Consider the following 24,962-nt stretch of genomic DNA (forward strand, 5'->3'; position numbering starts at 1 on the left):
TTGCGACATGACAAGAACAAGACTCATCGATCTAGCTGTTGTTATCGCGCTGGGATATTTCCAGTACTACCTTTTGCACAACCATCTGGATTTCCTGTTTCTGGATGAGGCGGGCCAATATCGATGGCTTGCGCTGGTGCTCTCTTTGACCCCACTGTTTGCGCTCTACTTTCTGCTGCGGGTGGTTTTACCCTGTACGGTGGCTGGGGTCCTGACTGCAGGGGCCTCTTTGTTACTGACAGAAATCAGCAATACCAAGCAAGCCCTGACTACCGAACCGCTTAGCTGGACGGATATCACTCGCACTGACAACCTGTCTGTTGTACCTCATTACATCAGCCAATCCCACATCATCTATGCCTTGCTGGTGGTCGCTGCAATTGTGCTGCTGATGCGCCTTGATCGAACCACACGCTTAAAAAAGACTGGGGTTCTACTAGCAGTCCTGTTCTCACTGCTGTCCCTCCACCCCTACTTAAACCGTATAGATACGCCGTTAAGTCACGTAGCGCAGTTTGAGCTGACTCGCCAAGATATCCACTACGTCGTCTGGGACTGGCCCAGGAATATCAGAAAAAATGGCCTGCTCACCCATTTAGTTCAAACAAGCCAACGCCGCATGCCCCCAAAGCCTTCCACAACAGAGCGGGAGCAGTTTGATATTTTGAAAGCATCCAGCATTGACACATCAGCTCAGCCTTCAAACATCATTGTGATTCTCTGTGAAGCATGCTGGCATGATGAACAGCATTTCAAAGAGGCGTTCAGCCCTTTAAAAAAAATTGGCTTTCAAGCCTTCCGTGCCATTGCTCCCGTATATGGAGGAGGAACAGTCAACTCAGCTTTTGAACTCCTGACTGGGCTGCCTACCAATGGTGCCTTAAATGGAATTATTTACCAGGAATACACGAAGCTACTCTCCCCACAGGCGTGGAGCTGGCCCCGTAGCCTTGAAAACATAGGCTATGCCAGCGTTTCACTACACAATCACAACGCAGTCTTCTGGAACCGGCACATTATTAATCCAAAGCTTGGGTTTCGACGGTTCCTTGCCCTTGAGGACATGAATTACGACGGCCCGATCTGGGCCAACGATGAGATTCTTTTCAAAGCCGCAACTCAAGAACGGCAAAACAGTGACAGGCCAAACTTTCAATTCATCACAACTGTTTATACACACGGAGCCTACTACCCACGCGATGGAGACCACGGCGAGCAACATTATCAAGAAAAACTGACTCAAAGCCTGCGCGATGCGGCTGATTTTGCCGACCAACTCCTTGCCAGGCACCCCGACTCTCTCATCCTTCTTGTTGGCGACCACAAGCCAGCCTTGACCCATTTTTTCCATCAAGAAAATATTTTCTCAGATGACTTTTTCATACGAACGGGGGAAATGAACAGCGACTATATGTTCTCTCCCTCCGCCCCGAAAGAGATACTGGGTGACGTACCGGGCTATATTTATTATCGTGGTCAAGATCTGGCAGCCCGTTTGAACCATCAGCCCTTTTTCTGCCTTGGCCAGATCATTAATGACGTTTCCGCAGGCGCTATCTTGCCAGCGTTCCAATACGCCCGGCATTATGATCTTTGCTCTTCTACCCCAAATCTCACCTATACCCAGCGCAGTGAATCCTATCCAGGCTGGCTATATTCCGCCTCCCTTTTCGACTTCTGATTTTTGTACATTGTTATGCCTATCTATCAACTAGACGAACACAGCCCACAAATCGACAACAGCAGCTTTGTTGCCGCAGAGGCCACCCTGATTGGCAAGGTTGTCTTGAAAGAACACACTAGCGTCTGGCCCGGTGCCGTTATCCGTGGTGATAACGAAACCATTACCGTGGGCGTAGGCTCGAACGTACAAGAAGGTGCCGTACTGCACACCGACCCGGGCTACCCTCTGGATATTGGCGAGCACGTTACCATCGGCCACCAGGCCATGCTGCACGGCTGTACCATCGGTGAAGGCTCGTTGATCGGTATTCAGGCCGTGGTGCTGAATGGCGCCGTCATCGGTCGCGATAGCCTGGTCGGTGCTGGGGCACTGGTCACTGAAGGCAAAGTCTTCCCCGAGCGCAGCCTGATCATCGGATCACCCGCCAAAGCCGTGCGTACCCTGAGCGACGAAGACATTACCAAGCTGCGCCAAAACGCCAGTGTCTACGCCAAACGCGGTGGCCACTACAAAACGGCCTTGAAACGTATAGACTAAGAAAAAAAACGTACACCGGCCCTCTTTTGTAATGAGGCATGCGATCATGCCGTTGCTTAAAAAGCGTCCAAAAAATGGGTATGGCCGGCTGGCACTGGTGACAATCCAACCAGTCCTGATCTCTGCCAATCCTGCCATCGCCGTTGGCGATGGCACGTTGACAGATGATTGATTTGCAAGGAAGAAAACGGGTCCTAGAATGAAGGCGTCAATCTAAAAACCACCTTCAGAGACAGATTCCTATGAAAACCTACCGCATCGGCCAGATCGTTCCCAGCTCCAACACCACTATGGAAACCGAGATTCCTGCCATGTTGCAGGCTCGTTACGCCGAGTTTCCTGAAGAGCGCTTCACCTTCCACTCCTCGCGCATGCGCATGATGCACGTGAACCCCGAAGAGCTGAAAGCCATGGATATCGCCAGCGACCGCTGCGCGGTTGAACTGAGCGACGCCCGCATGAGCGTGATGGCCTACGCTTGCCTGGTTGCCATCATGGCCCAAGGCGACGGCTACCACCGCGTCTCGCAAGCCCGTCTGCAAAACACCGTTAAAGAAAACGGCGTGGAAATTCCTGTGCTGAGCTCGGCCGGTGCCCTGGTCGATACGCTGAAAGAATTCGGCTACAAGAAAGTCTCCATCATCACCCCTTACATGAAACCGCTGACCAAGCGCGTGGCTGACTACATCGAAGCTGAAGGCATCGAAGTTCAAGACTCCATCAGCCTGGAAGTGTCGGACAACCTGGAAGTGGGTCTGTTGAACCCGGAAAACCTGCTGGAGCACGTCAAGCGCCTGAACCACGACGGCGTGGACGCAGTCATTCTGTCCGCTTGCGTACAGATGCCTTCCCTGCCTGCTATCCAGCGCGCTCAAGACCAGATCGGCAAACCCGTTCTGTCTGCTGCTGTTTGCACCGTGTACCAAATGCTCAAGACCCTGGGTCTGGAAACCCGCGTTCCTAACGCTGGCCACATCCTGTCGGGTGCCAAGCCACAAGCCTAATCAAACCGGCTTAGCAGTACACAGCCCTGCCAACCTTGCGTTGGCAGGGCTTTTTTATGCTTAGACGTCATCAAAGCGTGCGGTAAAAAATGCAGTTATGTCGAATCATAAACAAATGCCAAACCACAAATGGCTGTTCGTTATCGATACAGGCTGATAACACCCTTTGCCACGACATCCATATGGGCATAGATGTAGACGCGAAGTAGCCATATAGATATAGCCTAGGGCGATGATTCTCTACGCTGTCACAGTGACCTCATGTGCAGACAAGCAAAAAAAAACGATATGATGCCTGCATGAAACTGGACCTGCTGACCCTCAAACTGTTTGTCCGAATACTGGAAGAAGGCACGATCAGCCAAGCGGCAGAGCGTGAGCATATTGCTGCTGCCGCAGTCAGCCGCCGGATTGCGGATCTGGAACAATCTCTGAATACAACACTGCTGCTACGCACCAACAAAGGCGTCAGCCCGACCGCAGCAGGCCTGGAACTGCTGTACCGTTCACGTGCCTTGCTCAATAGCGCGCAAGAGATCGAAACACGTCTGCAAGCCTATTCACAGGGTCAACAAGGCCTGGTGCATATCCTGGCCAACACATCGGCTATCTCTCAGTTTCTGGCCGAGCCGCTAGGTGAGTTTGGCCGCCTGCACCCAGCTATCCCCCTGCAACTGGAAGAACAAACCAGCCTGGACATTATTCGGGCCCTTGCTGAAGGCAAAGCCGACCTGGGCGTGTTTACCCGCCTGCCCTACGCAGCCGACATAGAAGCCTACCCGTTTCGCAGTGACAAACTGGTGGTGCTGGTGCCTATCCAACACCCCTTGGCTCAGCATGAGAAAATCCGCTTCGAGCAAACGCTGGAGCATGAGCAAATCACGCTGCTGACCGGCACGCAGTTGCATTACCAGATCACCAAAATCGCCATGGAGGCCAACCGCTCCGTACGCATTCGCACCGAAGTGTCGGGCTACGACGCCATGTGTCTGTTGATTAATGCAGGCATGGGTATCGGCATCTTGCCGCGCAAGAGCGCCAGCATTTATCAGATCCCTAATACGCGCGTGATTGAACTGGACGAAGCATGGAGCCAGCGAGAAATTCTGATCGGTGTGCGCCGCCGCAGTGACCTGCAACCCAGCGCCGAAACCTTACTGAGTTTTCTACTGGAAAGCGCTGCTTAACGACAAACCTCGCTGCGACAGCCACAATCAACTACAAGGCAGGCATGCCAAGCGGTTCCCAAGCCAAAGACGTTTGGCATTTGGTTCTTGGCATGCCAGTTGCTACTCAATACGCCGCACCCGGCTGGGCCACAGGCACCGCTACCTCATCCTTGAACTGAGCCAGCAAAGCCGTTGCCGCCTGTCGCAACAACACCGCATCCACGCCTACGGCCACAAACAAGGCCCCCAAGGACAGATAGTGATGCGCTGCCTCGACATTCGCCTGCAAGATTCCGGGGGCCTTACCCGCCTTGCTGATACGCACAATCGCATCCTCGATCGCTGACAAGACTTCTGGATGTCCTGGTTCAGTCAAATACCCCATGCTGGCCGCCAAATCCGCCGGGCCGATAAACACACCGTCCACACCCTCCACCGCCAGGATGTCGTCCAGGTTATCCAGCGCCTCACGCGTTTCCACCTGGCAAATCACGCACATTTCCTGGTTAGCTCGCGCCACATAATCCGTGGTCGCTCCCCAACGAGCAGCACGAGCCAGAGCTGCACCTACCCCTCGAATACCATGCGGAGGATAACGTGTCGCAGCAACAGCCGCTTTGGCCTGTTCAGCGTTTTGCACCATGGGAATCAACAGATTCTGAGCCCCCATATCCAGCAGCAGCTTGATCTGCACGGGGTCATTCCAACTAGGGCGAACAATCGGCGCGATGGGATGAGCCGAGACCGCCTGCAACTGCGCCAGCAAGGTCTGTACCGTATTGGGGACATGCTCGCCATCCAGCAAAATCCAGTCGTAACCCAGGCCAGCACAGAGGTCCGCCACATAAGGGCTGGCCAAACCATGCCACAAACCGATCTGGGACCTGCCCTGTCGCAAAGCCTGCTTGAATGCGTTTACCGGGTGCTTCATGTCCTCTCCTTGTCATGTGCTTAGGCGTCAAACAAGCAGTGTAAAGCGCACAAAGCAGAAGTGAACATGAGTGCTGACTATTTTGAGCAAGGACATCATCATGCATCGCCCTCAGACACGAACAGGCAAAAGAAACGGCCCACTGCATGGGCCGTATGTCTTATAGCATTGGCTAACGAGATTACAAGGCCTGACCGACCTCTTTCACCAGTTCCCCAAATCGAGGTGTCGTCCGATCTCGCGGACGCGGCAGGTCTACCTCTATCCGGGCGCTGACACCGGCCGGGCTGCCACCCAGAACGATAATGGTATCGGCCAAAAAGACAGCCTCATCAATATCGTGCGTCACGAACAGAACCGCTGCCGAACTGCGCTGCCACACCTGAACCAGTTCGTCCTGCAAGGCTTGACGGGTCAGGGCATCGACCGCAGAAAAAGGCTCGTCCATCAAGAGCAAATCCGGCTGCACCGCCAAGGCACGGGCGATACCGACTCGCTGCACCTGACCACCCGAGAGCTGATGCGGCCAACGGTCTTTCAAATGCACCAAACCTACCTGATTCATGGCTGCGTCAACGCGCTGATCGCGCTCTTCACGCGACAGGCCCAAACCTTCCAGACCATACGCCACATTCGAGGCAATACGCCGCCAAGGCAAGAGACGGCTGTCCTGAAAGACAAAAGCATTGGCTCGGCGACCGGGGCTATCGTGCAGATTGGAGCGCAAATGCCCAAAGCTGGGCCGACTAAAACCAGCAGCCGCGCGTAACAAAGTGCTTTTGCCGACACCGGAGCCACCCACAATCGCCACAAAGTGTCCTGCCTGAACGTCCAGATTCACATCGCGGATTACAGGAGCAGACGCACCGGGATACTGAAAACCAAACCCCTGGAACTGAATCAAGGCTGCCACTGAAGTACCCATTTGTTGAAAGCCAGAAAAAGCATGTCGCACACGGTGTAGACCACCGAGATAATCAGCATGTAGACCACAACCGCATCGTAAGCCCCCACCCCTGCAGCGGCATTCATTTCCTGACCCATGCCAGGCACACCCAGCAACTCAGCCGCAATCAGCGTCATCCAGGCCTGGCCGATACCGGCACGCACACCGCTTAACAAGCCGGGGCTGATCGCTGGCAAAACCACCGTCCAGGCACGAGCAAAATAGGAGTTATGCCCAAAAGCTGCAGCCAGCTCGTAATAGCGAGGATCGACCGAGCGCACCGCACTGTAAGTGGCAAAGTAATTCAGCCAGAACACACCGATTGCAATCACAAAGGCTGCGCCAGTATGGCTGACCTTGAACCAGGCAATGGCAAACACCACCCACGCCAAGGGCGGAATAGGACGCAGCAAACGAACCAAATAAGCTTGCAACAAATCAAAGCGATGAATAGTTGCCGCCGCCAGCCCGAACGCAATGCCCAAGAAGGTACCTACGCCCAAGCCCCAGAAATAGTGCACCAGACTGGACTGAGCAGCAGGCCAGAGACGACCGGATTCAATCTCCTGGAACAAGGCCGAGGGCAGACTCAAGGGATCAGGTAAGGTGCCGCGCGGAGCCCAGCCATAGACATAAGCCAGGCGCCACACCACGATGAACAAGCCCAAACCGGCGACCCCGTAGACAACCCGCTCCAGACCACGACGCCACAAAGCATCACCCCAGGCAAGCGCAGGAGCTGGTGTCGCGGCGGGCAAACTGGCTTGTTTCGCAACGCTCATTACGGTGCTGCCTTCTCATAAAAGCGAACGTCAAACAGGCTTTGAACATCATCCAGCTTGGTCGCCAGTGTGCCTAAAGAAACCTGGAAATCCTGCAGCTGAACTGTGCCGTCAATAATCTTGTGAGGGTCTGGCTGGAATTGATCTCGCGAACGCTCGATAGCGGCCTGCACAATGTCTTTAGGCAAGCGGCCACCGCCTACATACTTCTGAACATAAGGCGTTGCCTTGGCAGGTTCGTCGCGCAGCATGGCCGTGGCACGCAGGTGAGCATTTACCAAGTGCTGAACCAGATCAGGATGGGACTTGATCAAACCCTCACGCACCAACAGCACCGAGCCAGGCTCATTGGGAAACAACTGACTGCCGTGGGCCACGATTTTGGCATCAGGCTGACGCTGTAGAATCTGGCTGACCGTAGGCTCCAGGATGGCTGCGGCATCAACAGCATGATTGCTGAGCGCCTGCTGAATCTGGGCCTCACCTTGGTAAATAACCTCGACCACATCCGGGTCGACTTTCAGCATATTGCGCAGCCAATACTGCAACGCAGCCTCTGGCACCGCCCCTTTGGGATAACTGGCAACCTTGGGCTTGTGTCCCTTCTCCTGAGTGAACTTGGCCACCGCCGCTGCAAAATCCGGCTTGTCGGCATCCAGGTAAGCAGCCAAATCGCCAATAGCCACCACACTGACCTGCTCCACGATATTGGAGGCGACCACTTTGACGTCGGCCTCTTTAGCCCTGGCCACCAAAGCGGGGCCAATCCCCACATAGGCTACGTCCAACTGACCAGCGATCAGAGCTTGAGTCAGCGCAGGACCGCTTTGAAACTGGACCAGCTTGGGATCCGGCTGCCCTTCAGGCAGTAAGTCACCAGACCCTAAGCCCACGAACAATTGAGCAGCAGGCATGATGGGCAAATAGCCGATCTCCAGCGCTTGCTCGGCAGCCTGTGCGGAGAAGGAGACGGAAAGAGCAAGAAGGCTGGGGGCTAAATAACGGAAAAACATAAAGATCTCGTGAAACAGGCGAAAACTGAAGCTTAAACCTGTTGGGGAGACGCATCTTTATTTGTTTATAACTATTTATTATAAAAATCAGTCTCTTTACATAACCATTACTTAGCCCGGCACGAAAACCACTTCAAATGCTGATAAAACAGCGGCTTACTGTTTACCAATACTTGGAAACAAAGGCGCCATTTTCTCGGCTCTGGCTGACCAGTCATTCTCATCGGCCAGCTCACGCATACGCGCTCGATACTGAACGTCATCCTTGACCAAAAACGCCCGCTCGATCTGCTCCAGATACTCCTCTAAAGAAGCAGCAGAGAACACCTCGGGATAGCAAGTACATTCGTCCATCGCCGAGGTCACTACCACCGGCACCTCCAAAGCAAAATACTCAAACAACTTCAACGGCGAAGTCGTACGGGCTATTTCACCAGGCTCAAACGGAATAATGGCAATATCAAAACGCTGGGCATAGGCTGGCAGCACCGCATAATCAATCGCACCCAACCACAACACGTTATCTCGCTTGGACAACTTCTCAATGCCACCGTAATAATCTGGCCCCAAATACACAAAACCATGGTCCGGCAAACGCTCTGCCAGCTCATTGAGCACTTCATACCACAGCCAAGGCGCCAGGGCCCCAAAGTAACCGACGATACGCTGATACTTACCCAGAAACTGCTCGTATCGCTCAGGCAAGGTGACATGGCTCCAGTCCCGTCGATAGTGCGCACAGTCAACGCCATTAGGAATGAAGACCACCTTCTCGGCACCCACTTCCTCAATGGCCTCTTCGCGCAAGGCCTTGGAAGACGCAACGATATAGTCGGCGTCGCCGCCAAAGGCCATATCCTTAAAGCGACTTAGCGCCTGAACATTGTCTCCTGAGATCGCCGGATCAATATGGTCAATGTACTCATACACCATGGCATTTCCCTCCAGCATATGAGGGCCATACTCGTTATGGGCTGTACTGTAAAACGACCGCAATACTCCCTTCAAACTATGAGACTCGACAGCATTCACCAGCCATACATTGTCACCAAGATATCGGGCGCCAGCCACATCATCACACGTCCAGCAATTGGTCTCATAAATCACTAAATAACCCAGGCGTCCCAACGCCTTGGCCATATGCTGTGGACGTTGATATAAAGGTACATTCCAGTCGATCACGATTGATTGAACAAATACCCCTTTGTACTCATGCCGGAAAGCGAGGACATTAGCTTCAAACTGAGCCCAACTCCAATCCCCTTGCTGCATTAAACCTTCACTGGCATGGCCTGCAAAGGCCGCAACAGCACCCGCACGCCTCCAAGCTACATAATTTTTTGTGTCCTGCCAAAAATGGACTGGATTTTTAAAAAAACGGCTCAATGCTCGTAACGGACGAGTTAAGCGCCACGAAGAAGAAGAACGAAGTAAATTAACCTCTACCTCTTTAGCTGCCAAAAAACCATCTTTTACAGCTAAATCATTCTCTCTCATGGCTAAAGAAGCACTTAGGCTCTTAATCTTTTCCAACAACTCCTTATTGGCTTCTTCCTTTATACGCAACTCATCTTTATAAACATTAGAGTTCACAATTAAGCCTGACAGCTCCTCCATAGATTCCCTAAGAATCCTGGAAAACTCATATTCCCGCTTCCAACTTGATGAATCATACCCTAACAGGGGGGAATTAAAGGAATCCGCATCAATATGCATATCCCCTAAATTCAGATTTTTATTTTCAAGCCAACTTTCCTTCACATACAAAAGAATAATTTGATCACCTGGCCACATATTATTAGGAATAATACTGCAGTCAACCACCTTAGACCAAGCCAGCTTGAAATCACTCAAATAAATCGGAATATTATTTTCTGTAAACGTAAAAAAATGCTCATCAATTCGCTGATACTCCCTATAGGGAAGAGCAAAAATCAAACCCAATCTTGCTTTAAGTGATATTTTTTGGACAACCGAAAAAGGATCATGAAAATGCTCTAAGGTGTTGGATGAAAATACAAAATCATATTTATTTCCATCAACATCATCCTGAAGCCAGTCCTGAGCCAAGAAACTGATTGCTGGATAGCGCTCGTTAGCAACACGTATCGATTCTTCCGAAAAATCAATTCCACTTAAATTAGAAGGAGGAAAATAGTCAACAAGAACATTAGTTCCATCACCCTGAGCGCAGCCCCAATCGGCAATGCTTAACCCCTCAGCATTCACCGCCTTGACGAACCATGAAGGCAGATTCGTCAAGGCTGTTCTAGCAAAAAAACGGGACTGTTCGGGCCCTGAGTTCTCGTCCCAGTTTTCCAAAAATCTAGTTTCCCAATAATCTTTTGAATTAATATTATTTTTCATTAAGAGACCATTTCCTGGACAACAACTTCGGGACAAAAAACACCAAACATTTTCTCTTCACTAAGCCCAACAAAATAATGTGCACCCTCGTAATATTCGTAATAATGCACATCTGTATTATTACGTTTCTCCACAGTAGCCACCAATAGGTAACGACCAGGCGCAAGATAATTTCTGAACGAAAACTCAATACTTCTTTCTTGGAGCTTTGTATCATCTCTCAATCCATTCCTGTGGGTAGCCACAAGAATATCATTACCCTTAAGATCTTTAATTGAAAATGCAATAACAAGATCCTGAGTGGAAATAGACTCTGTCAGCTGGTACTTAACTTTAACCCTGACATCTTGCCCCCAGGACACCAAATCAGTTTTCGCTCCTGTACTATCCTGGATAGCAGCGTATTTTATGATACCAATATTGGATCCCCAGTGAGATGAAGGACGATCATCCAGACCTTCCTCAACCTTTTCCATAACATCTTGAGGAAGATTCGGATTTGCTACTGTTTCTATGTCCTCATCTTCCTTGAACATGTACTCCATATACTTGCTGGTAATAGGAAAAACCTCTCCTATATCAATCATTTTTCCTTTATCCAGCCACAAAACTCTATCGCATAAGGTACGGATACTGGAAATATCATGACTTACAAAAATAATTGTGGCACCAGAGTCGCGAATTTCATTGATTCGTCGCATGCATTTAGCAACAAAGCGCGCATCACCAACAGCAAGTGCTTCATCAACTATTAAAATCTCGGGCTCAACGTGAATAGCGACTGAAAAAGCCAATCGCGCATACATTCCACTAGAATAAGTTTTAATTGGCTGATCTATAAAGTCTTCCAGTTCAGAGAACTCAATAACCCTATCTATTTTGCTTTCAATCTTCTCCCTTGGATAACCCAGAATCGCTGCATTTAGAAGAATATTATCTCTACCCGTAAATTCCGGATTAAAACCCGCACCCAACTCCAACAATGCGGCTATCCGCCCACCCACCTTAACCTCGCCAGTTGTTGGCGTAACAGTTCCGCAAATAATCTGCAATAGAGTAGATTTCCCACTACCGTTTCGTCCTACGATTCCGAATGTTTCACCGCTACGAATGGCGAAACTAACTTTCTGGAGCGCCGCAAATTCCCGATAATAGCTTTTACTCCGCTTAAACATTTGCTTAAGTCTATCAGAAGGCTTCTCGTAAATTTTATATACCTTTGATATATCCTGAACAACAACCATGTCAGAGCACATCTGCAAATCCCTTTTTCATTTTCTTGAAAAAAACAAATGAAAGCAAGAAGAACACAAAGGAAAAAGCAAAAGCATAAAGACTAAGCATTAAGCCAGGAACTTTCCCCCAATAAACGATCTCACGAAACGCCTCTATATAATAAGAAAGCGGATTAATATAAATAACCTTCTGAAATCGTGCCGGAAGAGCTTCAATAGGATAGAAAATCGGAGAAAGAAACATAAAAATAGTAGTCAAAATACCAACAAACTGACTAATATCCCTAAGATAAACCCCAACTGCAGAAAAAATCCAAACACACCCCAATACAAAAAAAGACAGAGGAATTATATAAAAAGGAATCAAAAGCACAGTCAGGTGCGGAATCCCAAAAAATATAAAATAAACTAGCAACCAGACTAAAAAACTAACAAAAAAATTAAATAAAGCAGAACCAACAGTAACGACACCCAATACCTCAATAGGAAAAACAACCTTTTTCACATAATTGACATTCCCAAGAACGATACCCGGTGCCCTGTTCAAACATTCCGAAAAAAAATTGAATACAATAAGTCCAGCAAAAAGAATCAACGCAAACTCAACTCTGCTTCCTTCTGATTTACCCCAGCGAGCCTGAAAAATAACACTAAAAACAAAGGTATAAACCAACAATAAAACCAAAGGAATCAATAAAGACCACAACAAACCAAGAACAGATCCTTTATATTTTGTTTGAATATCCCTGTAAATTAATACCTTTATAAGATACCGATTTTTTATTAAATCAGAAAATATCATAAATCAACACTATGGAAACAAGGCGATAAAAGAGTCAGCGGAAGTTTGACAACGCTATATAAGACGATGATCACACAAAGGGAGAACAAAACATGTAGCCCATCAGTAAATTCTGAAACCTTCTGTGCTGCGTACGGTGTCACGACTCACGCACCGTCTCAATCTACCAAGTGCGACAATAGCTGTCATAGGTGCTATTCACTCTACTTGGCAGGAAACAAAGGCGCCATTTTCTCGGCTCTGGCTGACCAGTCATTCTCATCGGCCAGCTCACGCATACGCGCTCGATACTGAACGTCATCCTTGACCAAAAACGCCCGCTCGATCTGCTCCAGATACTCCTCTAAAGAAGCAGCAGAGAACACCTCGGGATAGCAAGTACATTCGTCCATCGCCGAGGTCACTACCACCGGCACCTCCAAAGCAAAATACTCAAACAACTTCAACGGCGAAGTCGTACGGGCTATTTCACCAGGCTCAAACGGAATAATGGCAATATCAAAACGCTGGGCATAGGCTGGCAGCACCGCATAATCAATCGCACCCAACCACAACACGTTATCTCGCTTGGACAACTTCTCAATGCCACCGTAATAATCTGGCCCCAAATACACAAAACCATGGTCCGGCAAACGCTCTGCCAGCTCATTGAGCACTTCATACCACAGCCAAGGCGCCAGGGCCCCAAAGTAACCGACGATACGCTGATACTTACCCAGAAACTGCTCGTATCGCTCAGGCAAGGTGACATGGCTCCAGTCCCGTCGATAGTGCGCACAGTCAACGCCATTAGGAATGAAGACCACCTTCTCGGCACCCACTTCCTCAATGGCCTCTTCGCGCAAGGCCTTGGAAGACGCAACGATATAGTCGGCGTCGCCGCCAAAGGCCATATCCTTAAAGCGACTTAGCGCCTGAACATTGTCTCCTGAGATCGCCGGATCAATATGGTCAATGTACTCATACACCATGGCATTTCCCTCCAGCATATGAGGGCCATACTCGTTATGGGCTGTACTGTAAAACGACCGCAATACTCCCTTCAAACTATGAGACTCGACAGCATTCACCAGCCATACATTGTCACCAAGATATCGGGCGCCAGCCACATCATCACACGTCCAGCAATTGGTCTCATAAATCACTAAATAACCCAGGCGTCCCAACGCCTTGGCCATATGCTGTGGACGTTGATATAAAGGTACATTCCAGTCGATCACGATTGATTGAACAAATACCCCTTTGTACTCATGACGAAAGGCGAGAACATTCGTCTCAAACTGCGACCAATTTATATCACTGGATTTAGTAATAAAACTTTCGTTAATTCGACGCGGCCCCTGTTTAAGTATCAACCGCTTTAATGGAAGTAATTTCTGCTGCAACTCCCAAGGTAGTTTTCTATAAATTGCGCCCAAAAATGGCTTGATTTTATTAAGCATATTATCCAACTCATTGCCTATTACAGAGTTACACGACTGCTAAAGACGCTTACACAGGTAATCGACAATTCGCCTACAGGCGGCCCCATCACCATAAGGATTATGCGCATAACTCATGGTTTTATAGGCATCTGAATCATTGAGCAATTTCGCCAGCTCACTACAAATCAGCTCGGGAGAAGTACCTACAAGCTTTACCGTACCCGCACTGACCGCCTCGGGCCTTTCGGTCGTCTCACGCATTACAAGAACAGGTTTACCTAAAGACGGGGCCTCCTCTTGAATGCCTCCAGAATCCGTCAAGATGATATGAGAGCGACTCATCAGATAAACAAATGGCAAATAATCCTGAGGACTCAATAGATAAATATTAGAAATATTACTTAACAGACGAGAAACCGGCTCCTGAACATTTGGGTTCAAATGCACAGGATAAACAAAATCCACGTCTGGAAACTCCTCTGCACTGGTTCGTATACTTTGACAAATCCGTTCGAAGCCCCCTCCAAAACTTTCTCGTCGATGTCCAGTAATCAGTACCATCCGACGAGCATCATTCAGGAAGGAAAAACGCAGAGACAGCTCCTGCACTAAAGTGTCATCGGTGCGAATTTTTTCGACAACAGACAACAGAGCATCAATTACTGTGTTCCCCGTGACAACGATGCTGTCTGGCGAAACTCCCTCTCGTAACAAATTCTGCTGAGACTGCTCTGTAGGAGCAAAATGCATACAGGTCAACACACCTGTCAAACAACGATTACCCTCTTCTGGCCAAGGCGAATAAACATCGCCCGTCCGCAACCCCGCCTCCACATGACCAACAGCTATTTGATGGTAATAAGCTGCCAGGGCAGCTGCAAAGGTCGTAGCTGTATCGCCGTGCACTAACAGTACGTCAGGCCTGAACTGTGCGAACACGCTTTTAAGTCCCACTAAAATGGCCCCAGTAACGTCAGTAAGATCCTGCCCTTGCTTCATGATATCAAGATCAAAATCCGGCTTTAAATCAAACAGATCCAGAACCTGATCCAGCATCTGCCTGTGTTGTGCAGTAACACACACCTTGGCCTCAACCCCTTCCCTAGCAGCCAACTCTTGGACTAATGGCGCCATTTTAATTGCTTCTGGCCGTGTCCCAAAAACTGTCAAAACCTTCATGAAACTCCCTTGAACCTCAAAATGAGCAAGCGCTCCGTTAGTTGCAGCGTTCTTATCAACACCACGTTACAGGCTTCATATGCCCGCTCTGCGACTGCCGACGACAAAACGTATCCATTGTGCATAGGTATGTACTATGGCCATTCCCGGCCCAGTACCTTGGATGGGGCTGGCCCTTTAGTCCAATACTTACTGGCCGCTCCTCAAACCAGAACCCAGTAGACAGGCCCTGTGTAGCCGTCTCCCCTGATGATAAGATCTAATCACCGAAACGGATATTATCGATATTATCCATGCATACAACCACCATAATCGAATTGACAAATTGATATTGGTTTAAACACTCTATATAAATAGTCAAATCGCATCTTCAAGACAGACGTTACTCTTGGACAATCCCCAAAAAACTGCTTATAAACATTTTTTGTGCATCATTAGCGCCCCCCTCTTATGAGCGCCCCAAATCCAAAATTAGTCAGCATTATCATGCCAGCCTTTAATGCGGCTGGCACCCTGCCAGCATCACTTACCTCTGTTTGTGAACAAGACTACCCTTACTGGGAGCTGCTTGTTATTGATGACGGCTCAAGTGACAACACCGTGGAGTTGGTTGCCAAGTTTGCTCAGGCAAACCCTAGAATCAAGCTACTCCGTCAGCCCAGTAATCAAGGAGTTGCGGCGGCACGCAATGCTGGAATTGCAGCGGCACAAGGCCAGTACATCGCCTTTTTAGACTCCGATGACCTTTGGCTGCCTCAAAAGCTGAGCCAGCAGCTAAAGGCGATGCAGGAGAATCAAGCGCTGGTCTCGATGACGGCTTACTATCGCTTTACACAGATACCAAAATGGCAAAGCACCAGCACTCCTCCAAACTGGTTGGACTACGCGAGCCTGCTTAAAGGGAACGCTATTGGTAACCTAACAGGCATGTATGATTGCCAGGCCATAGGTAAGGTTTATCAACAGGCTGTCCGCCACGAAGACTATTTAATGTGGCTGGAGGTCGTGCGCAAGGCTGGGCGTGCCTATGGGCTACAGGAAGTACTAGCTGCCTATCGAGTCAGTACGACTAGCTTGTCTGGCAACAAAATCAAGTCCTTACAGTGGACATGGCAGATCTACCGACATCATCTGAAACTGTCCGTTGTACAATCTAGCTACCTAATATTTCACTACGTCGTGAAAGCAATTCTGAAGCGGGTTTAGCTAACCATGAATAACGTCGTTCAGTCTGCACCTTGGGTCGACTTCATTCTGGTTAACTACAACGGTGGCAAGAAGATTGTTGATACCATCAACAGTATCAAGCAATTCAGCACAAAACACGCCTACAGCATCACCGTCGTCGACAATGACTCTACAGATCAAAGCTGCAGTCTGATCGCCCAACAGCACCCTGACACACAAATCATCAAGGCGCATGCCAATCAAGGTTTTGGTAAGGCTTGCAATATCGGGGTTGCACATACGCAGGCTCCCAACATCCTTTTGATCAATCCGGATGCCAAGCTTCAGACCGATGTTCTAAGTCTTTTTGAACAGTTCCTGAACGCCTACCCGGACTCTCCCCCCCCTATTCTGGGTGGATCAGCTTTGGGCATAAAAGGGCAACCAGATTTTGCTTTTGAGCGATTTCCAAACTGCTTCACCCTATTGTTAAAAGCTGTAGGGCTAGGACGTCTGCTACGCAGCAAACACCCGCTGACCGTCCCCACACAGGTTGATCACGTGTCAGGCAGCTTGCTATTTATCAGCCGGGAACAATACGAGACCTTGGGTGGTTTTGACGAGCAGTTCTTCCTGTACTTTGAAGAAACTGATCTACAGTTCCGCGCGCGTGAGATGGGGATCCTGTCTTACCATATTCCCGCTGCGCAATATTTCCATGAGGCTGGTGGCACCTTCACGGACAAGTCTTTCCGCGGCCAGTGTTATAGCGCGGGCATGAAAATCTATTTGAAAAAGCGCTACGGCGCAGCCGGCAAGTTCATTTTTGCGGTTTACGATGTCCTGGACAGGCTGACACGTCCCGCGCGTCACCTAGTCAAATGCCTACTGCGTGAACACAAGCCTAACGCGCCCCAAAGCCAGTAAGCATAGTCTTCACCGTCAAAAACACGATATAAATATCCAGCATCACCGAGCAGTGTTTGATGTAGTAAAAATCGTGCTCGATCTTGACGCGTGTCTCGTCCTCATTGGCCACATAACCCTGACGAACTTGCGCCCATCCGGTAATACCAGGTTTCACAACATGACGGTAGCTATAAAACGGGATCTTCTCGTCGAACTCCCGCACAAAAGAAGGTTGCTCTGGGCGAGGGCCAATCAAGCTCATCTCGCCTCGCAGCACGTTGTAGAACTGCGGCAGCTCATCAATGCGTAACTTACGAATGATTTTGCCTACACGAGTAATGCGCGGATCATCCTCCCCAGCGAACTGCTCGACCACGCAATCCTGGTCAAAACGCATGCTACGCAGCTTGTAAATAGTGAACTCACGATTTCCTAAACCAATTCGCTGCTGAGAATAAATGACCTTGCCAGGACTTTCCAGACGAATGGCCAGCATTGCCAACAAGCACACCGGCACCACCACCACAGAACTGAGAATGACCATCGCATAGTCAACAATCAGTTTCACAATCTCGTAGCCTCGTGACGGTAGCAAAGAGCCAATCGTGTTTTCCGACATACGGTCAATCTTGACGCGCCCAGTCAGCGACTCAAAGACCTGCCTGGAGTTATAGACCGCCACTCGGTCCAGCGCACAACGTGTCAAGAAACGTTCTGCATCAGGCTGAATACAGGAAAAGTCCGCCGCCACCCCATCATAGCGATACCCGGCAAGATCATAGTTTTTCAGCAAGCGACCATCCAGGCCTGGCAGGTCCAGCAAGGTTTCGGCCTCTCCCCCAGGAACAATCGCCAATTTCAGTACCCGATAACGACTGGTAAACACGCTCTCCAACAAGAACCATGCCAATGCCAGAAAACTGCTGCTTAACAACAAGGCTCGCGAAGCGTCGTAACGAAATACAAAGCTGGTGGTGTAAATAAGGGCATAGGTCACGCCCACCGTGGGAATAATCAGCCAGGCACTACGCGCTCCCGGATAGCCTTGTTGGCTTTTATCAATCAACAGCTTGCAAGCTACGAAGGCCACGATCACCAGAATCAGTGCGGTACGCTGCCCGTTATCCAAGCTCCACAAAGGCCCCCATCCCCACAACAACAAAACAGGGACAAGCACCACCACGGCGAATCCAATCAACCACGAGCTTGGCCCGGATAATAGGAGTATCTCGTGCAAACGCTTAAACCGCCTGATTTTTATTTGATTCATCGAAGCACTAATAACCTAAAATAGACCGTTTACGCGCCAATTATACGTCGCTCCTGTGTCGCCCCAACCAGACGCAGGCAGATTTACTTGGCGTACTGACTGTATAAAGTCACCTTACTGGCCAAGTCTGTTGACTCACTATTGCTCCTGCAAATTTCTGACAGCCCCCTTTATGTCCGAGCCCGTATCCAAGTCTCTTTTTTCATTTAATGCGGCCGCTCACTTGGGCTTAAGCCTGTTTTTCATCGGCCTGCTCTCCACCCGCAATGTTTACTCGGCAGGGGTAATTCTGCTTCTGGTCACGGCCCTGTGCTGGTATCTGAACTCTTTACGATCCAGCCAGTCTTTGCAAAGCCAGAACATCAGTCGCGGCTTGTACTGGATACTGGCCCTGACCTTTGCCAATGGGCTTCTGATTTGGTTTCTACACCAGAACCCCAGTAATCAACTGGATCTGCTTAGCCGCTATCTGTTACTGATCCCCATTTTTTTAATGCTCAGCTCTCGCCGTCTGCATAGCCATGCAATTTGGGTTTGCTTTTCGTTGGGCAGCTTGTCTGCTTTATGGATCATTCCCGCCCAATATGGCGGCCCTCTGCATGACGGTCGGATCTATGGTTATACCGGGGCCATCCAGTTCGGCAATATCGCCCTTAGCCTGGCTTGCTTTTGTCTGACAGCGCTATTAAGCCAACTTGGCCAAGCACAACGCTCTATCCCTATCCTTATTGTGTCACTCCTGGGTTGCCTGGCAGGGTTCATCCTGTCACTATTAGCCGGCAGCCGTGGCGGCTGGATTGCTCTGCCTGCCGTACTTTGGATTCTTGCCTACGCCTACTTGCCCAAGCAACATTTTCGACGCGGCATAGCCATTCTTTCTCTGGCCGCCGCCCTAAGCGCCAGCATTCTCTGGCAAACCGATACGATCCAATCACGCATCGCTCTGGCACAGCACGATATCGAGCAGTTTGAGGCTGGCAACTCCAACACGTCCATCGGTGCCAGGTTTGCGATCTGGCAAGCCAACTGGAGGCTGATCCAAGAACGCCCCCTCTCTGGCTGGTCCTATCAACAGCACGAGCAGGCACTCACCGAACTGGTCAAGGCCGGACAAGCTGATGCCGTAGTCCTGAACTTGGCCAATTCTCATAACAACTACATTGAAACCTGGGTAGATTTAGGGCTGGCAGGACTGCTACTGCAGGTCTCGCTTCTGCTGTACTGTTTTTACGGTTTCATTCGCCGCGTGCATGCTGCTGAACCACATATTCGCGCTTATGCGGTCTGTGGCAGTACCGTTATTACCATATACACACTAGCGAACCTGACCCAGAACATGATGGAACGCAACAATACGCTTTTGTTCCTACTGCTCAGCATCGCATTGTTCTGGAGCCAAATTTACCCCAATCAAGCCAAACTGCGGTCTGAGCCTTAGGCTATGTCTGCCAAAAAACTATTAGGTAATTCATTCTGGAACCTGAGCTCCTATATGGTGCTCATGTTCGCCTTCTTACCCTCTATGGGCATGATGGCACGCATTTTGGGCCTGGAACCTTTTGGTATTTACACCCTGCTCTTTGCCTTGATTGGCTATGCCAGCATGTTTGACTTGGGGATCAGCCGCGCTTTGATCAGAGCCATTGCCATGGCAGACAAGCAAACTCAACAAATCCAGTCCATTCTGGGCACCGCTACCTTGCTGATCCTGCTCAGTAGCGGTGTCGCTGCAGCCCTGGTCCTCCTATTCAGCCCCTTGCTGGTGCAATGGCTCAACATCAGCCCAGACCTTCGCGCCGACAGCCTGTTCGCCTTTCGACTAATGGCGCTTAGCCTGCCATTCCTGCTTTTGCAAGCAGTCTGGCTGTCATATCTCGAAGGCTTGTCCGACTTCAAGCAGGTTAATATTCAGCGCACCATCAGCGGCCTGCTGCTTGCGATACTGCCGTTGCTGGCCATCCTGTATCAGCCCAACCTAAGCTTTGCCGTATTGGGCCTGTTCGTCGGACGTCTGATTACCTGCATATTGGCCTATTTCTGGGCACTGCCCACTTCTCTTCGCAAAGGTCTGTGGCACTGGGACAGACATCAGGCCCATCGTTTGCTACGCTTTGGCGGCTGGCTGACAGTCAGCAACGTGATCAGCCCATTAATGGTGTATTTTGATCGCTTCCTGCTATCCAACCTGAACGGCGCAACTACCGTCAGCTTCTATACGGCGCCCGCAGAAGCCATTACACGCTTATTGAATATTCCGGGTGCTGTGGTCCGAGTAATCTTCCCTTTGATCAGCGCACAGAAAGATGCTCGCCAAGAGACCCGCCTAACCTATCTCTTACTACTGGGAGTCTGTGGACTGATCAGCCTGGTGGGCATCGTTGGAGCAAAGTGGATTATCCTGCTTTGGCTGGGTGAGGCCTACGTTGAACAATCGGTACCCCTGCTACAGATTTTGCTGGTGGGCTTCTTTTTCAATGCCATCGCCCAGGTCCCGTACACGGTTATTCAAGCCAAGGGACACGCTCACATTACCGCCTATGTACACTTGGCCGAGATCCTGCCATATATAGCTTTACTCTATGTCTTGATTTCCCACTTTGGCTTGCTGGGCGCCGCAATTGCTTGGACCAGCCGGGTTATCGTAGACTGCCTTGCCCTTTTAATTCTGGCTAAACGTTATCGCTAAGCCTTACGGAACGCTACTTTATCGTCATGCATATTCTCGTTACCGGTGGCGCCGGCTTTATTGGCTCAGCATTGGTCCGTCACCTGATCCAGGCCACAGAGCACCATGTTCTTAATGTCGACAAGCTGACGTACGCAGGCAATCTGGAGTCCCTGGCAGCCGTTCAGAACGACCCACGGTATCAGTTCGCTCAGCATGACATTCAAGATGCTGCGGCTATCCAAGCCTTGCTGCAGAAATTTCAGCCAGACGCCATCATGCATCTAGCTGCTGAGTCCCATGTTGATCGCTCTCTGGATGGCCCCGCCGCATTTATACAAACAAATATCGTTGGCACCAGCACTCTTTTGGAGTGCGCCCGCCACTATTGGAATGAACTGCCGGAGCCCAAAAAATCGCGCTTCCGCTTTCACCACATCTCGACTGACGAGGTCTATGGCGACCTGCACAATACAAAAGATCTGTTTGTAGAAACGACGCCCTACGCTCCAAGCTCACCTTACTCCGCCAGCAAGGCCAGCTCGGACCACCTAGTCAGAGCTTGGCAACGTAGTTATGGCCTGCCTACTGTGATCAGTAACTGTTCCAACAACTACGGTCCCTATCACTTCCCCGAGAAACTGATTCCACACATGATCCTGAACGCACTTAAAGCACAGGCTCTGCCCGTCTACGGAGAAGGTAAACAGATCCGGGATTGGCTCTACGTGGAAGACCATGTCCGCGCGCTCTTAACGGTGCTGGAAAAAGGCCAAGTAGGAGAAACCTACAATATCGGTGGCCATAACGAGCAAGAAAATATTTATGTGGTGCAGCAGATCTGCGCCTTGCTTGAAGAGTTAGCCCCGGAAAAGCCCAAGGGCCTGCAACACTACGCCGACTTGATCACCTTCGTCCAGGACCGACCTGGACATGATCAACGCTACGCTATCGACGCCGGTAAAATCGAGCGGGAACTCGGCTGGAAACCGCAGGAAACCTTTGAGACAGGTTTACGCAAAACCGTCCAATGGTATTTAGACAATTCAGGCTGGTGGGAGCGCATCCTGAACGGCCGTTATCAGCTCCATCGCTTAGGTCAGACAGAATCATGAAAGGCATTATTCTCGCTGGTGGGTCTGGAACCCGCTTGCACCCTATTACTCTGGGTGTTTCCAAACAGCTATTGCCTATCTACGACAAGCCCATGATCTACTATCCCTTGTCTGTGCTGATGTTGGCGGGCATACGGGAAATCCTGATTATTTCTACCCCCACCGACCTGCCCAGCTTTCGCACTTTGCTAGGTAATGGCAGCAAATTCGGTGTCCAGCTTAGCTATGCAGAGCAACCCTCCCCCGACGGCCTGGCTCAAGCCTTTCTGATTGGTGCCGACTTTATTGGGTCTGATCGCGTCAGCCTGATCCTGGGGGACAATATTTTTTACGGCTATGGTTTCAGCCAGATGCTGAAAGAAGCAGCCCAGCGTGAGCAGGGCGCCACTATTTTTGGCTATCAAGTCAGTGATCCCGAGCGTTTTGGTGTGGTGGAGTTCGATCCACAGGGCAAAGCAATTTCAATTGAAGAGAAACCCCTGCAACCCAAGTCGAACTTCGCGGTAACGGGTTTGTACTTTTACGATAACTCGGTCGTTGATATTGCACGGCAAGTACGCCCTTCTGCACGTGGCGAACTGGAAATTACGGACGTCAACAACGTCTACCTGCAGCAAAACAGCTTGCATGTCAGCTTGTTAGGCCGAGGCTTTGCCTGGCTGGACACGGGTACGCACGAAAGCCTGCAAGAGGCGGGGAGTTTTGTTCGTACTATCGAACATCGCCAAGGCTTGAAAATCGCTTGCCTGGAAGAGATCGGTTTCAGGCAAGGGTGGCTGAGTCGCTCAGACCTGGAACAACAAGCCCAAGCCCTGGCAAAAACCGAATATGGCCAATACTTGCACAAGCTGCTGCAAGATGAGCCTGCGTCGAAAAAAACAGCCTAAAAAGCCTATAGTAATTAAACCCGTCGCAAGGCTCGGACCGTTTGCAAATACTGACCAGCATAATGTTGGTCAAAATAATCGGCGTACTGGCCCTGCCATACCTGGCGGGCACGTGCGGCCGCAGCCTGAATCTGCTGCCTATCCAACCCTTGCAACCACGCTGCAATTGCCTGCTGACCTTCCTCAACAGCCCACCCCGTCTGATAAGTACGCACTTTGTCTGCCGTTGGAATTCCCGCCGTCGTCAGCATGGCCCGGCCTAACATCAAATGCTCGTAGTACTTATTGGGTGCTGCAAATAAATGATTGGGCACTCGTTTGTAATACATCCCCACCACAATCTGACAGGACTGCATTATCTGTAACCCTTGCACCGAGCTTTGAGCCCCGTAGTAATGGATATGTGAGTATTGTTGGGCCGACCGCGTAAACAAGTCAGCCAACGGGCCATAGCCAGCCACATGCAACTCACAGGCCGGAATTTGTTCACAGGCAGCCAGCAAATCTTCCAGACCTCGATTTTTGGCCTCCAGCACACCAAAATAAGCAATTTTGACAGGCTGTTGATCCGACACAGGAACGTACTCCTGCACCTCTGATTTTTGAGGCACGTTCTCCAGCACCATGACGGAAGGCAGTGAACTCGGACTAAGCCCATGTTGCTCAAACCGGCAGGGATCAGCCAAAATCCCTGCATTGGCAGTCTTCAATAGGTAGTTCTCCAACTTATCGACCCACCTGCCCAAAGCCCCAGGAAAATAACGCAGCGAGCTGTACTTATCGTAGACATCAAAAATCCATGGCTTGCGACATAAAGCGGCATATACCTTTACAGCCATAGCCGTATCCAGATCAATCGCATGGACCAGATCTACGTTACGGTTGTTCTTGAGCAACCAGCGCAATACAAACAGGTTCCAGAAAAAGATACCAATCAGACTGCGCCACCCGGCACCTAAAGCCCCCGGGCGCGAATAATAGGTATCGTTGCTGTTTTTTTGTGCCGGAACCGCACCACGCTCCCATCCCACAAAGTGATAAGGAATTTGGGCCTCATCTAGCACCTTCAAGTACTTGGCCAGTTTGCCATCCACATGCCGTAAGTACGAGCGAATAAAAACAACCATCCTGCTGTCGTCCAGTGTTTTGCCAAGTCATCCACGATAGCTAAAAAAAACCTAAATAGATACAATTTCCATCAGCAGCGCATACCAGCCACCAGCAAATTACAATCCCATGCTGGCCTTAGAAACACTTGCTTAGCGCGCCTTCGCCCGGCTCTGTATTGACGCGGCCACTCAAGCACCTCACCCCCACATCAACATGACCATTTATCCCACTCGCCTGGCGGGCGTTCTGATCATTGAACCCACTGTTTTTGGTGACGAACGCGGGCTCTTCAAAGAAACCTACCATCAGCAACGTTATCAAGAGCAAGCGGGGATTAGCCTTCCCTTTGTACAAGACAACTTTTCACGTTCTGAAAAGGGGGTGCTACGGGGGCTGCATTTTCAGAGAACCCGGCCTCAAGGTAAGCTGGTTAGCGTCAGTCGGGGAGCAGTATACGATGTGGCCGTAGATATACAGCCAGACTCATCCACTTTTGGCCAGTATGTCGGTGTTGAGCTGAGCGAATCGAATCATAAGCAGCTTTGGATCCCCCCAGGCTATGCCCACGGTTTTTGCGTGCTATCCGACTTTGCCGACTTCAACTACAAATGCACCGATTTTTACTTCCCACAGGATGAAGGCGGGCTGGCTTGGGACTGCCCTGAGGTAGCAATAGACTGGCCTATTCAGAACCCTCGATTGTCCGAGAAGGACAAACACTATCCTGTGCTGAGCCAGCTCGTAGCACAAGGCAAGGCCTGAGCCC

General features: G+C 50.1%; 22 protein-coding genes. 11 read left to right on the forward strand and 11 right to left on the reverse strand.

Annotated elements, in window-relative coordinates:
* Nucleotides 1-7 precede the first annotated feature (7 nt).
* The 4 genes from LNA76_RS14580 (at nucleotide 8) to LNA76_RS14595 (ending at nucleotide 4,412) form a co-directional block, all read left to right on the forward strand.
* The gene (locus LNA76_RS14580) at nucleotides 8-1,681 is read left to right on the forward strand and encodes a sulfatase-like hydrolase/transferase (protein ID WP_230019322.1); all 1,674 of its coding nucleotides are present in this window, start codon (nucleotides 8-10) and stop codon (nucleotides 1,679-1,681) included.
* A 15-nt stretch (nucleotides 1,682-1,696) separates the two neighbouring features.
* Nucleotides 1,697-2,221, forward strand: a complete 525-nt coding sequence (locus LNA76_RS14585) for a gamma carbonic anhydrase family protein (protein WP_230019323.1) — start codon at nucleotides 1,697-1,699, stop codon at nucleotides 2,219-2,221.
* Between the two features lie 242 nt (nucleotides 2,222-2,463).
* Nucleotides 2,464-3,225 carry a maleate cis-trans isomerase family protein gene (locus LNA76_RS14590; protein ID WP_042486802.1) on the forward strand — a complete coding sequence of 254 codons (762 nt, stop codon included), beginning with the start codon at nucleotides 2,464-2,466 and terminating at the stop codon, nucleotides 3,223-3,225.
* A gap of 299 nt (nucleotides 3,226-3,524) precedes the next feature.
* The gene (locus LNA76_RS14595) at nucleotides 3,525-4,412 is read left to right on the forward strand and encodes a LysR family transcriptional regulator (protein WP_230019324.1); all 888 of its coding nucleotides are present in this window, start codon (nucleotides 3,525-3,527) and stop codon (nucleotides 4,410-4,412) included.
* A 106-nt stretch (nucleotides 4,413-4,518) separates the two neighbouring features.
* Here LNA76_RS14595 and hpaI read toward each other — a convergent pair whose 3' ends face one another.
* From hpaI to wecB, 9 genes are all read right to left on the reverse strand, one after another.
* Nucleotides 4,519-5,325 carry a 4-hydroxy-2-oxoheptanedioate aldolase gene (gene hpaI / locus LNA76_RS14600; protein ID WP_108728470.1) on the reverse strand — a complete coding sequence of 269 codons (807 nt, stop codon included), beginning with the start codon at nucleotides 5,323-5,325 and terminating at the stop codon, nucleotides 4,519-4,521.
* Between the two features lie 181 nt (nucleotides 5,326-5,506).
* Nucleotides 5,507-6,250, reverse strand: coding sequence for an ABC transporter ATP-binding protein (locus tag LNA76_RS14605; RefSeq protein ID WP_230019325.1), 744 nt, complete (start codon nucleotides 6,248-6,250; stop codon nucleotides 5,507-5,509).
* Nucleotides 6,226-7,053 (reverse strand): ABC transporter permease, encoded by an 828-nt coding sequence (locus LNA76_RS14610; RefSeq protein ID WP_199827842.1) that lies wholly within the window; start codon nucleotides 7,051-7,053, stop codon nucleotides 6,226-6,228. Before LNA76_RS14610 ends, LNA76_RS14605 begins: the two co-directional genes overlap by 25 nt.
* Nucleotides 7,053-8,066, reverse strand: a complete 1,014-nt coding sequence (locus LNA76_RS14615; protein ID WP_230019326.1) for an ABC transporter substrate-binding protein — start codon at nucleotides 8,064-8,066, stop codon at nucleotides 7,053-7,055. Before LNA76_RS14615 ends, LNA76_RS14610 begins: the two co-directional genes overlap by 1 nt.
* Before the next feature lie 156 nt (nucleotides 8,067-8,222).
* Entirely contained in the window at nucleotides 8,223-10,433 is a 2,211-nt protein-coding gene (locus LNA76_RS14620; RefSeq protein ID WP_230019327.1) for a methyltransferase domain-containing protein, read from the reverse strand.
* Nucleotides 10,433-11,677, reverse strand: coding sequence for an ABC transporter ATP-binding protein (locus LNA76_RS14625; protein ID WP_230019328.1), 1,245 nt, complete (start codon nucleotides 11,675-11,677; stop codon nucleotides 10,433-10,435). Before LNA76_RS14625 ends, LNA76_RS14620 begins: the two co-directional genes overlap by 1 nt.
* Nucleotide 11,678: 1 nt before the next feature.
* Nucleotides 11,679-12,470, reverse strand: coding sequence for an ABC transporter permease (locus LNA76_RS14630; protein ID WP_230019329.1), 792 nt, complete (start codon nucleotides 12,468-12,470; stop codon nucleotides 11,679-11,681).
* A gap of 203 nt (nucleotides 12,471-12,673) precedes the next feature.
* The gene (locus LNA76_RS14635; RefSeq protein ID WP_230019330.1) at nucleotides 12,674-13,459 is read right to left on the reverse strand and encodes a glycosyltransferase; all 786 of its coding nucleotides are present in this window, start codon (nucleotides 13,457-13,459) and stop codon (nucleotides 12,674-12,676) included.
* 492 nt (nucleotides 13,460-13,951) lie between these two features.
* A complete protein-coding gene (gene wecB, locus LNA76_RS14640) occupies nucleotides 13,952-15,073 on the reverse strand; it encodes a non-hydrolyzing UDP-N-acetylglucosamine 2-epimerase (RefSeq protein WP_230019331.1) in 1,122 nt (373 codons plus the stop codon).
* A 450-nt stretch (nucleotides 15,074-15,523) separates the two neighbouring features.
* Between wecB and LNA76_RS14645 the strand changes: the two genes are divergently transcribed.
* Nucleotides 15,524-16,279 (forward strand): glycosyltransferase family 2 protein, encoded by a 756-nt coding sequence (locus LNA76_RS14645; RefSeq protein ID WP_230019332.1) that lies wholly within the window; start codon nucleotides 15,524-15,526, stop codon nucleotides 16,277-16,279.
* A gap of 6 nt (nucleotides 16,280-16,285) precedes the next feature.
* On the forward strand, nucleotides 16,286-17,167 hold the full coding sequence (locus tag LNA76_RS14650) for a glycosyltransferase family 2 protein (protein ID WP_230019333.1): 882 nt from the start codon (nucleotides 16,286-16,288) through the stop codon (nucleotides 17,165-17,167).
* Here LNA76_RS14650 and LNA76_RS14655 read toward each other — a convergent pair.
* On the reverse strand, nucleotides 17,145-18,332 hold the full coding sequence (locus LNA76_RS14655) for an exopolysaccharide biosynthesis polyprenyl glycosylphosphotransferase (protein WP_159086144.1): 1,188 nt from the start codon (nucleotides 18,330-18,332) through the stop codon (nucleotides 17,145-17,147). The two genes, LNA76_RS14650 and LNA76_RS14655, sit on opposite strands and share 23 nt — an antisense overlap.
* A gap of 259 nt (nucleotides 18,333-18,591) precedes the next feature.
* On the opposite strand from LNA76_RS14655, the gene LNA76_RS14660 reads away from it, so the two are divergent.
* The 4 genes from LNA76_RS14660 to rfbA are packed head-to-tail and all read left to right on the forward strand — an operon-like array spanning nucleotide 18,592 to nucleotide 23,086.
* On the forward strand, nucleotides 18,592-19,857 hold the full coding sequence (locus LNA76_RS14660; RefSeq protein WP_230019334.1) for an O-antigen ligase family protein: 1,266 nt from the start codon (nucleotides 18,592-18,594) through the stop codon (nucleotides 19,855-19,857).
* A 3-nt stretch (nucleotides 19,858-19,860) separates the two neighbouring features.
* Nucleotides 19,861-21,105 carry a flippase gene (locus tag LNA76_RS14665; protein ID WP_230019335.1) on the forward strand — a complete coding sequence of 415 codons (1,245 nt, stop codon included), beginning with the start codon at nucleotides 19,861-19,863 and terminating at the stop codon, nucleotides 21,103-21,105.
* 26 nt (nucleotides 21,106-21,131) lie between these two features.
* Nucleotides 21,132-22,199, forward strand: coding sequence for a dTDP-glucose 4,6-dehydratase (gene rfbB, locus LNA76_RS14670; protein ID WP_230019336.1), 1,068 nt, complete (start codon nucleotides 21,132-21,134; stop codon nucleotides 22,197-22,199).
* The gene (gene rfbA / locus LNA76_RS14675) at nucleotides 22,196-23,086 is read left to right on the forward strand and encodes a glucose-1-phosphate thymidylyltransferase RfbA (RefSeq protein ID WP_230019337.1); all 891 of its coding nucleotides are present in this window, start codon (nucleotides 22,196-22,198) and stop codon (nucleotides 23,084-23,086) included. Before rfbB ends, rfbA begins: the two co-directional genes overlap by 4 nt.
* A gap of 14 nt (nucleotides 23,087-23,100) precedes the next feature.
* Here rfbA and LNA76_RS14680 read toward each other — a convergent pair whose 3' ends face one another.
* Nucleotides 23,101-24,213 (reverse strand): glycosyltransferase, encoded by a 1,113-nt coding sequence (locus LNA76_RS14680; protein ID WP_230019338.1) that lies wholly within the window; start codon nucleotides 24,211-24,213, stop codon nucleotides 23,101-23,103.
* 196 nt (nucleotides 24,214-24,409) lie between these two features.
* Here LNA76_RS14680 and rfbC point away from each other — a divergent pair, with 196 nt between their 5' ends.
* Nucleotides 24,410-24,958: a dTDP-4-dehydrorhamnose 3,5-epimerase gene (gene rfbC / locus LNA76_RS14685; protein WP_230019339.1), complete on the forward strand. Its 549-nt coding sequence runs from the start codon at nucleotides 24,410-24,412 to the stop codon at nucleotides 24,956-24,958.
* Nucleotides 24,959-24,962 lie beyond the last annotated feature (4 nt).

It is taken from the genome of Alcaligenes sp. MMA (assembly GCF_020907215.1).
Lineage (GTDB): Bacteria > Pseudomonadota > Gammaproteobacteria > Burkholderiales > Burkholderiaceae_B > Alcaligenes > Alcaligenes aquatilis.

What these genes read in the sequence shown, in the direction of transcription:
- LNA76_RS14580 (WP_230019322.1), top strand. Translation starts at nt 8, where the DNA reads ATGACAAGAACAAGACTCATCGATCTAGCTGTTGTTATCGCGCTGGGA.
- LNA76_RS14585 (WP_230019323.1), top strand. Translation starts at nt 1,697, where the DNA reads ATGCCTATCTATCAACTAGACGAACACAGCCCACAAATCGACAACAGC.
- LNA76_RS14590 (WP_042486802.1), top strand. Translation starts at nt 2,464, where the DNA reads ATGAAAACCTACCGCATCGGCCAGATCGTTCCCAGCTCCAACACCACT.
- LNA76_RS14595 (WP_230019324.1), top strand. Translation starts at nt 3,525, where the DNA reads ATGAAACTGGACCTGCTGACCCTCAAACTGTTTGTCCGAATACTGGAA.
- hpaI (WP_108728470.1), bottom strand. Translation starts at nt 5,325, where the DNA reads ATGAAGCACCCGGTAAACGCATTCAAGCAGGCTTTGCGACAGGGCAGG.
- LNA76_RS14605 (WP_230019325.1), bottom strand. Translation starts at nt 6,250, where the DNA reads ATGGGTACTTCAGTGGCAGCCTTGATTCAGTTCCAGGGGTTTGGTTTT.
- LNA76_RS14610 (WP_199827842.1), bottom strand. Translation starts at nt 7,053, where the DNA reads ATGAGCGTTGCGAAACAAGCCAGTTTGCCCGCCGCGACACCAGCTCCT.
- LNA76_RS14615 (WP_230019326.1), bottom strand. Translation starts at nt 8,066, where the DNA reads ATGTTTTTCCGTTATTTAGCCCCCAGCCTTCTTGCTCTTTCCGTCTCC.
- LNA76_RS14620 (WP_230019327.1), bottom strand. Translation starts at nt 10,433, where the DNA reads ATGAAAAATAATATTAATTCAAAAGATTATTGGGAAACTAGATTTTTG.
- LNA76_RS14625 (WP_230019328.1), bottom strand. Translation starts at nt 11,677, where the DNA reads ATGGTTGTTGTTCAGGATATATCAAAGGTATATAAAATTTACGAGAAG.
- LNA76_RS14630 (WP_230019329.1), bottom strand. Translation starts at nt 12,470, where the DNA reads ATGATATTTTCTGATTTAATAAAAAATCGGTATCTTATAAAGGTATTA.
- LNA76_RS14635 (WP_230019330.1), bottom strand. Translation starts at nt 13,459, where the DNA reads ATGCTGGAGGGAAATGCCATGGTGTATGAGTACATTGACCATATTGAT.
- wecB (WP_230019331.1), bottom strand. Translation starts at nt 15,073, where the DNA reads ATGAAGGTTTTGACAGTTTTTGGGACACGGCCAGAAGCAATTAAAATG.
- LNA76_RS14645 (WP_230019332.1), top strand. Translation starts at nt 15,524, where the DNA reads ATGAGCGCCCCAAATCCAAAATTAGTCAGCATTATCATGCCAGCCTTT.
- LNA76_RS14650 (WP_230019333.1), top strand. Translation starts at nt 16,286, where the DNA reads ATGAATAACGTCGTTCAGTCTGCACCTTGGGTCGACTTCATTCTGGTT.
- LNA76_RS14660 (WP_230019334.1), top strand. Translation starts at nt 18,592, where the DNA reads ATGTCCGAGCCCGTATCCAAGTCTCTTTTTTCATTTAATGCGGCCGCT.
- LNA76_RS14665 (WP_230019335.1), top strand. Translation starts at nt 19,861, where the DNA reads ATGTCTGCCAAAAAACTATTAGGTAATTCATTCTGGAACCTGAGCTCC.
- rfbB (WP_230019336.1), top strand. Translation starts at nt 21,132, where the DNA reads ATGCATATTCTCGTTACCGGTGGCGCCGGCTTTATTGGCTCAGCATTG.
- rfbA (WP_230019337.1), top strand. Translation starts at nt 22,196, where the DNA reads ATGAAAGGCATTATTCTCGCTGGTGGGTCTGGAACCCGCTTGCACCCT.
- LNA76_RS14680 (WP_230019338.1), bottom strand. Translation starts at nt 24,213, where the DNA reads ATGGTTGTTTTTATTCGCTCGTACTTACGGCATGTGGATGGCAAACTG.
- rfbC (WP_230019339.1), top strand. Translation starts at nt 24,410, where the DNA reads ATGACCATTTATCCCACTCGCCTGGCGGGCGTTCTGATCATTGAACCC.